This is a genomic window from Microcystis wesenbergii FACHB-1317 (genome assembly GCF_014696875.1).
Lineage (GTDB): Bacteria > Cyanobacteriota > Cyanobacteriia > Cyanobacteriales > Microcystaceae > Microcystis > Microcystis wesenbergii_A.
On record NZ_JACJQV010000066.1, the window covers coordinates 1 to 7,479 of the forward strand.

The 7,479-nt window shown below is 39.0% G+C and carries 8 protein-coding genes and 1 pseudogene; 4 read left to right on the forward strand and 5 right to left on the reverse strand.

The window, feature by feature from the left end; all coding sequences use genetic code 11:
• Both H6F92_RS03225 and dnaB read left to right on the forward strand, forming a co-directional pair.
• Nucleotides 1–408, forward strand: a pseudogene (locus H6F92_RS03225) (IS701 family transposase); the annotation flags it as partial.
• A gap of 26 nt (nt 409–434) precedes the next feature.
• Entirely contained in the window at nt 435–1,685 is a 1,251-nt protein-coding gene (gene dnaB / locus H6F92_RS03230) for a replicative DNA helicase (RefSeq protein ID WP_190356772.1), read from the forward strand.
• Nucleotides 1,686–1,736: 51 nt separating this feature from the next.
• Here the strand turns inward: dnaB and H6F92_RS03235 are convergent, their stop codons facing one another.
• The 5 genes from H6F92_RS03235 to H6F92_RS03255 form a co-directional block, all read right to left on the reverse strand.
• Complete coding sequence (locus H6F92_RS03235) at nt 1,737–3,317, reverse strand: serine/threonine-protein kinase (RefSeq protein ID WP_190356766.1); 1,581 nt, start codon at nt 3,315–3,317, stop codon at nt 1,737–1,739.
• Between the two features lie 22 nt (nt 3,318–3,339).
• Nucleotides 3,340–4,320 carry a hypothetical protein gene (locus tag H6F92_RS03240; RefSeq protein ID WP_190356767.1) on the reverse strand — a complete coding sequence of 327 codons (981 nt, stop codon included), beginning with the start codon at nt 4,318–4,320 and terminating at the stop codon, nt 3,340–3,342.
• A 14-nt stretch (nt 4,321–4,334) separates the two neighbouring features.
• The gene (locus H6F92_RS03245) at nt 4,335–5,345 is read right to left on the reverse strand and encodes a metallophosphoesterase family protein (protein WP_190356768.1); all 1,011 of its coding nucleotides are present in this window, start codon (nt 5,343–5,345) and stop codon (nt 4,335–4,337) included.
• 153 nt (nt 5,346–5,498) lie between these two features.
• Nucleotides 5,499–5,882, reverse strand: coding sequence for a toll/interleukin-1 receptor domain-containing protein (locus H6F92_RS03250; protein WP_190356773.1), 384 nt, complete (start codon nt 5,880–5,882; stop codon nt 5,499–5,501).
• A gap of 265 nt (nt 5,883–6,147) precedes the next feature.
• Nucleotides 6,148–6,357 carry a CopG family transcriptional regulator gene (locus tag H6F92_RS03255; protein ID WP_190356769.1) on the reverse strand — a complete coding sequence of 70 codons (210 nt, stop codon included), beginning with the start codon at nt 6,355–6,357 and terminating at the stop codon, nt 6,148–6,150.
• Between the two features lie 195 nt (nt 6,358–6,552).
• On the opposite strand from H6F92_RS03255, the gene H6F92_RS03260 reads away from it, so the two are divergent.
• Both H6F92_RS03260 and H6F92_RS03265 read left to right on the forward strand, forming a co-directional pair.
• Nucleotides 6,553–6,849: a thermonuclease family protein gene (locus tag H6F92_RS03260; RefSeq protein WP_265795860.1), complete on the forward strand. Its 297-nt coding sequence runs from the start codon at nt 6,553–6,555 to the stop codon at nt 6,847–6,849.
• A gap of 40 nt (nt 6,850–6,889) precedes the next feature.
• Nucleotides 6,890–7,309, forward strand: a complete 420-nt coding sequence (locus H6F92_RS03265) for a hypothetical protein (protein WP_190356771.1) — start codon at nt 6,890–6,892, stop codon at nt 7,307–7,309.
• Nucleotides 7,310–7,479 lie beyond the last annotated feature (170 nt).

The window sequence follows — 7,479 nt, forward strand, 5'->3', positions numbered from 1 at the left end:
GCAAGTTCAGGGGAAAAAGCGACAGAAGTTGACTATTTTATCACCAATGTAGTCGAGACAGATACAGTAACAGCGTCGTGGATAGTGAGGACTTACACCGAAAGAAATTGGGTGGAAGTATTCTACCGAGAAGCCAAAGGATGGTTAGGGTTAAGGGAATACCAAGTCAGGGATAAACGAAGCTTACTTCGTCATTTTATCTTGGTGTTTTGTGCCTATACATTTATCCTGTGGCATAAGTTGACTGGGGGACTACAAAGGCGGTGGGCAAATCGACCTTTAAACACTTTTGTTGAGGCCTTGGCAGCTTTTCGCGTAGCGATGTCTTTCCGTTTCTTTAAGTGGCTGCTCGACAATCATGACGTGTTTGCCGCTTATAAAGCCAGTTTCGGCCTTGTTTGGGCTTGAAATTTGTTTAAGTCCCATTAGGAGGTATTCTCTTAGATCCGTCTGCCATCAGTCGTATTGCTGATAGTCTCCCGGCTGAAGCTTTCTACGTCATGGCACACCAGCAAATCTACAAAGCGGCTTTGGAACTCTATCACAAAAATCAGCCCACCGATTTAATGACCGTCACCACTTGGTTAAAAGACCATCGCCTGCTGACAAAAGTGGGAGGTCAAGCCAAACTGGTTCAACTGCTGGAAAAAACGGTTTCAGCCGTCAATATAGACCGTTATGCTGCTTTGGTGGTGGATAAATACCAACGCCGCCAACTGATAGCAGCAGCACAGGAAATTGAGGAGTTGGGCTATGATACGGCAACGGAACTCCCCTCAGTCTTAGAACAGTCAGAAGCGAAAATCTTTAACGTCACCGTCAATCAACAAGACCCTTTTCAACCCCAATCCATCAATGACTGTTTACGAGATGTTTTCGTGGAATTGGAACAAGGAAAGCAACCAGGATATTCTACAGGATTAGCGGCTTTGGACAAGCTTACTGGAGGTTTGAACAAACAGGATCTTATCGTCATCGCGGCGAGGGCATCGATGGGAAAAACCTGGCTTGCCTGTTACTTGGCGAATCATCTGGCTGTCACCTACCAACGGACGGTGGCGTTTTTCTCGGCGGAAATGTCCAAGGCACAGCTAACCAAGCGGTTTCTGGCGATGCACTCAGGCATTGATTCAGCCCGACTGATGCACAATGAAATCTATAAGGATGAGTATGATGCTTTGAGGCAGGGATTAGGAAGGCTCTGTGAGTTACCTATCATCATCGATGACACCCCTGCTAGTATCTTAACCTCTTCTCGAATGCGCTCTGTGTTGCGGAGAATTAAGGCGGAAAAAGGGGCAATTGGCTTAGTGGTGATGGATTACATTCAGAAGTTAGGGGATAGGGCAGCAGGAAATCGGGCGCAAGCGGTAGGGAAGTTTTCTGGTGCTTTTAAGGATATGGCGAAGGAGTTTGACGTGCCGTTTATTGCGTTGGCGCAGATTAATCGGGGAGTGGAGGGACAGGCGAATAAACGTCCTTTTATGAGCGATATTAAGGATTCTGGAGATATAGAACAGGATATGGATTTGGGGCTACTGTTGTATCGGGATGAGTATTATAATTCTGGGACTGGGGATAAGGGGATTATGGAGATTCAGGTGGGGAAGAATCGTAATGGGGCGACTGGGGTTTGTAAGGTTATGTTTGAGGCAAAGGTAGGAATTTTTGAAGTTCAGCCTTAATTACTAACTTAGGCAGACAAAAAAATTAATCTTCATTTTACTTTGATTGAGTCAACTTTTAACAGAGAGCAGATAGCGTTCAACACATCTATCTATTTGGTCGAGAGTATGATTAATTTCTTCTTGAGAAATTCCTTTTGGTGAATGTTCTATTAGCTCTAATAATTGACTCCTACACTCCTCTGGCAGTGGAGCTTGGTTAGCCATTTCTAAAACTTGATTGGCAAGTCCATTAGAGAGATTCCATAATCCTGCTAAAAATCTTGTCTCGAATATTTGATAATATTGTTCTCCCATTTCTGTAAAATGCTTATTAACATCTTGTAAACTTTTATCTAGAGTGCCGCTTATCTCCTCTGCTGTTTTTGGTAATTGCTGGATTTCATCAATAGATATACGTTGAGGAGCGCGAATTATTTTATGATACTTACTATCATCAATAGCAGCTAAATTGAGGTTTATATTTAAGGCTAATTCTTGACTCTCTTTAAAACTTTCCAATGCTCCTATTTCTTGAAGTATAACCATGCCTATTTGATTATAGTTAGATGCGTTATTTGCAGAGCTTGAGTTTGCCAATTCAACCACTAACTTTTTATAGGTAGAATGATAAATAAATGCTTTACTTAAATTAACTCCTAATTTCCAAGCCAAAAGAAGTTGTCTTTTGATTAGATTAACCTCTTGAGAATTATCAATATGATTCTGGCTCAGAGAAGCTTCAAGAAATTCTTGAATACTAGCTATAAGTTCGTTGACCGATAGAAAACTATCACTAAGCTTTCTTTGAATACATTTGAGGCAAATATTACAAAGTTCTCCAGGAATTCCATCAGGAAATTCTGGAGGAGAATTGGCAGCTAAGACAGCACTAACAAAAGCGGCTTCTTTTGTGTTATCTGAACTCAGACGACTACCTGTTATCATCTCGTAGAGCATGACTCCAAGAGAATATACTTCAGTTGTTCTATCCGTTTGGCGTGTCAAACCAACAAGAATTTTGCTATCTGCATAAGGATAAGTTGTAAATACTTTTCCTTCTTGAGACCAAAGATCTTCTTCTTTAATAACAGTACCAAAATCCGTTAACCAGACTTTCCCCTGATTATTAAGGAGAACATTTTCTGGTTTTAAATCTAGATAATAATATTGATTTTCATGAAGATAAGCTACTGCTTCAGCCAATTGCAGAATTATTTTTACTGCACGATGTGGTTCTATCGGTTTCTCCAAATTAATCAGTTCACGAAGAGATTGTCCTTCAATATAATCCATAATCAAGAAAAAACAATCTTTTGATTCTTGGATAAATTCATAAACAGGTACTAGATTTGGATGATTGAAGGTAAGAGCAGTTTCGTATTCTTGACGTAATTTTTGTACATATTGATCTATATTAGGATGGTTTGATAGAGCAGGGTGTATAGTTTTAGCAGCAACTAACCTATTGTCGATTAGATTTTTGGCTTTAAAAACAACGCTCTTTTGGCTTTCACCAATTTTTTGAATCAGTTGATATCGTTTAGCAATTATAGAACTAAATGTATATCTATTTTCAGATTTTTCCAAGAGAGAGTTAAGTTCTTTCTCTTGTGGAGAGTTGAAGGAGATATCAGGAGTTTCTTCTACCATAAAATAACCTCTAGATTATTGATTAGAAAATTTTGTCTACATCAGGGGTATCTAAGTGATTATCGGAAGTATCCGATGGCTCACTAAAAACGCCTTCTATATCAGGAGTATCTAATTTATTTTTCAATTCTGTTGATGGAGTTGTAATTTTATTTACTAATTTTTCAAGGCTTAGATTATTCTCATTAAAAAAGTCTTTCATTTTTTTAATTGTAGCTGATTTACTATTTAAAATTCCTAACAGTAAATGTTTTTCTGAAATCTCTAGAGAGCTATCTTGCTGGGCATACAGAAAAGCTTCGAGTACAATGTCAAGCTCTTCCCATGTAAAGTCTTCAAATCTTTCTCTTCCTTTATTGTTTGGAAGAGTATGATTAATATAATTATTAAGCTTGAAAATAAATTCTTCAGCCAAACCTTGTCTTAGCTGATTAAAGTATTCAGCAACTTCATTTGAAGATTTTAATAGTGCTAACAGAGGAAAAGGAGTATAGTATTTAGCATTTATTTGGTGAGCTTGTTTTTTAGATGGCTCAAGAATGTTTAAAAGAGAGGAAGAAAGCTGTACAGATACTAAATTAACGGGTTTGTCTTTATCATATTTGAAGAAAAATTTTGAGTTCTGTATATTTGAATTTACTCGATATTTAACTGACACAAAAATATAACCATAATCACAATCTGCTGGTACACCTTCCATTGTAGGAGGTCTAACTTCTCTCTGATAAGCGATAGATATCGTTTCATTTTTCTTTAACTTACAGGGTTGCTTCAGTTCCCAATTGCTATTTAAGGATATCGATTGGTCATTAATAGAAAGCAACGGCCTTTCATTCAGGCACGCATGACCAGATGTCAAGTAAACGCATTCAAAGGAAAGGATAGTTATATCAAATGCTTCAACTAGCAAAGTAAATCCGGCTTTAAAACTAAAAATGGCATTTTGAGTATAGTTATCCTTGCCTAAATAAACCCAACTTCCTTCATTGGAGATTAAACTCAAAAAAGTTGGGTCTGTTACTTTGGGACTGATGGCTGAGGATATGAACTTAATTGTTTAGGAAGGGACAAAATCTTGAATTGTCCATTGTCATAAGAATCTTCATTTCTAATCCATTTTGTTCTCTCACGACTCCAACGGCGTAAATATATAGTTCCTTCACCCTTCTCGAAATCAAGATGGACAAAATTGTAACTGTTAGGATAGTCAGGGCGATCATAGCTTGCACCAGCAGGAATAAATACATAATCTCCATCTGTAGAATTAATTCTATCAACTCTAGATTGATGCTCATGACCACAAAGGATGAAGTGACAACCTTCGCCAAGACGACGTTTAATCCGCTTGCGATCAAATTCAGTTAGCCAATCAAATGGATGGTGCAGTACAGCAATTTTTATATTACAATCTTGGATTGAATCAAGAGATGTATGAAGCTGAGGTTCTCCTACTACTAAAAATACTTTATCTGCTATTTTGTCGTTGTTATCTTTATTCCGTGCAGTCATTAAAGCTGAGTTTATACCTAATAAACCAACTTTTTCGTTATTAATTTCTAGTATTTGGACACTGGCATATTCCGGCTGATTTTGGTGATTATATAGAGTTACAAATTCTTTATAAGCTTTGAATGGGCGCAAAATTGCTTCACGTTTATCTACATCGGTTAGCCATTTATTGACATCCTCTTCATTCGCAAAAGGATCTTTAATTTCTGGTGGAAATAAATCAGTCCTGTTACGATCAAAGTCATGATTGCCAGGTACAAAAAATAACTTTTCCCGACTTAACCCAGTTGCTTCAAGTACGGGATCGAGAAGATAGCTTTTAGCAGCTTCATATTCTTGCTGACTGCCAGAATGAGCTAAATCTCCACTAAAAACGATAAAATCGATCTTCGCTAAATCAGGACTAATCTCTGCACGTTTTTTGATATTTTCAATTAACTTATCTCGTACAACTTCTCTACCAAATTCCTTTCCTTTTTGATGCCAATCGGAAAGATGAAGCCAGTTGATGTTTTGCATTTCAAACCCTTGATTAGAAGTTTCATTTGTAGATGAAGGTGAAGCTAATTGTAAATTTTGTGTAGCTGAAGCTTCTTGATTCGATTCAGTATCTTCTTCAAGAGACTCTGGGTTGGGGGTGTCCTCGCCGTTGTTTTTGTCTGATAAGCGCGATCATAAAGCATCTATAACTTTATTGGGATTATTATCCCAGGTGAGATAAAGCTTATCTTGCATTAAAGATAAGCTTTCTAAAATCTCTCTTTTTTCTTCATCATTATATTTAACAATTAAAGGAAGTATCTTGACTTCTCCTGATGAAATTTCCCTAGTTAATGTTGAATAAAGTTCAGTCTGAGGGAAGTTTTTTGATAGAAATGCCTTACTAATAACAACAATTACAAAATGGGAAATTCTTAAACCTTCATTTACTTTTTTAGTTATGCTATCGCCCCATTTGATTTCAGCTTTGTCATACCAATAAGAAATATTCGCTTGTTCAAATGCATCAACAAGAGGTTCTACAACTCCTGGCTTATCTTCACTGGCGTGACAAATAAGGCTCTTCGGTTTGTGTTATGCAATGGACGGGGGTTATAAGGGATGGAACCCCTATATAGAAAGGCATTTAGCGATTTTTGTCAATTATTTTCGATCTAGAGCGAACTAATCAATTAAATTCCTTGCCAGATAAGGATTTAGTCGATTTATGCCCCCCTATCGAACCATACCAAGTAACGAAGAGCCACAAATAAAAACATCTTTCATCAGCATTCTCCATTTTGTCCATCAATTCCTCTTTATCCTTTTCTACAGAGGAGGGCTATTTCTTGACCAAAACCTGTAATTCTTCTACTTTTGCTTCCAAATCTGCTAGTCTCTCGCTCAGTGGCACATCCTCAGTACACCCTAAATAGTGGGCCAAGGCACTGATAACCACCTCAGATCTAGAAGCATGAACCTTACTGGCGTGAGCCAGGAGCCTCTCATAGAGATTAGAGGGTATTCGGACACCCACTGAAACACTCGACATACACAACCCTATCTTCAAACTAAGTGTTTTACTTATGTTAGCAGATGTTTAACTCAGTTGGGGATGGCTAAAGCGGCAATTAACATGAATGCTAATTTAGCTTACATTGTCTAATTTTATATTAAAAATTCCAATTTTACAATACTTCTACGATGTGGATTCTACATAACCCCAGAAATCAAACAGGAAAACGGCATCGTCAGTCGTGACCACTTGCGATCGCTACTCAACCGGGCGAATAACCAAGTCAGCATCAATGCTATCGATACAGATCGCTTCGGGCGTACCGTAGCCGAGGTGTACGCCAACGGTCAGCTAGTTCAACTGCAGCAGGTAAAGGACGGTATGGTTTGGGCTTACGATCGATTCAAGGCTGACTGTCCCAGCTGGAAGGAAATCGAAGGGGCTTTTACCAAAACTCGATCGAACCGCAAGGGAATTTTCGGGGGAAACCCGATGCCACCCTGGGAATGGCGAAAACGGAATCGCTAGTTTTTGATCTGTAGAGATAGGGAAATTGCAAGGGTGAATTATGAACAGAGATATTATTACTGGAATGGACGGCGAGATTTATGCCAGACGCGATCTGAGTCGGGAATGGGGCGGAGCGATCGATCTGGGAAAAGCTAAAACGGGAAAAAGCTTCGAGGTTGACGGTCATTTAGGGGAAACTAATCGCTGCGGCGTTTGGGATAGTGTGGACAGACTAAGATTCAGGACTTCGCGTAACCTTCGTTTGGAACTCGCCACCGACCCCAACGTGATCACCGAGTTAGTCCGATTCGATAGTAAGGGTGTCGCAACTGTTGTCGGTTCGGTTGAATACGGCGGGAGCGAAGCGCTGGCTCTGCCAGTTCGATTATCCTTGAATTTAACACCGGGTCGCTACGGCCTCAGCTTCTTTGTTGAGGGAGATTTGATCTCCTATCAGGTTAATGCCAGTTTCATTTAGGGCAGTATGTGGTGGGGACGGTTAAGGCTAAGATTGTTCAGCCTAGTCCCAATAATGCAGAAGTGTTGAACGTTGAGAAAAGTCAGAAAAAAATGCTATTATAGATAGAATCTAGACAACTTATTCCCCTCACAATAGGGAGTTTGCCCTGATGACGAATTTTTCAAAAC

What these genes read in the sequence shown, in the direction of transcription:
- H6F92_RS03245 (WP_190356768.1), bottom strand. Translation starts at nt 5,345, where the DNA reads ATGCAAAACATCAACTGGCTTCATCTTTCCGATTGGCATCAAAAAGGA.
- H6F92_RS03265 (WP_190356771.1), top strand. Translation starts at nt 6,890, where the DNA reads ATGAACAGAGATATTATTACTGGAATGGACGGCGAGATTTATGCCAGA.
- H6F92_RS03235 (WP_190356766.1), bottom strand. Translation starts at nt 3,317, where the DNA reads ATGGTAGAAGAAACTCCTGATATCTCCTTCAACTCTCCACAAGAGAAA.
- H6F92_RS03255 (WP_190356769.1), bottom strand. Translation starts at nt 6,357, where the DNA reads ATGTCGAGTGTTTCAGTGGGTGTCCGAATACCCTCTAATCTCTATGAG.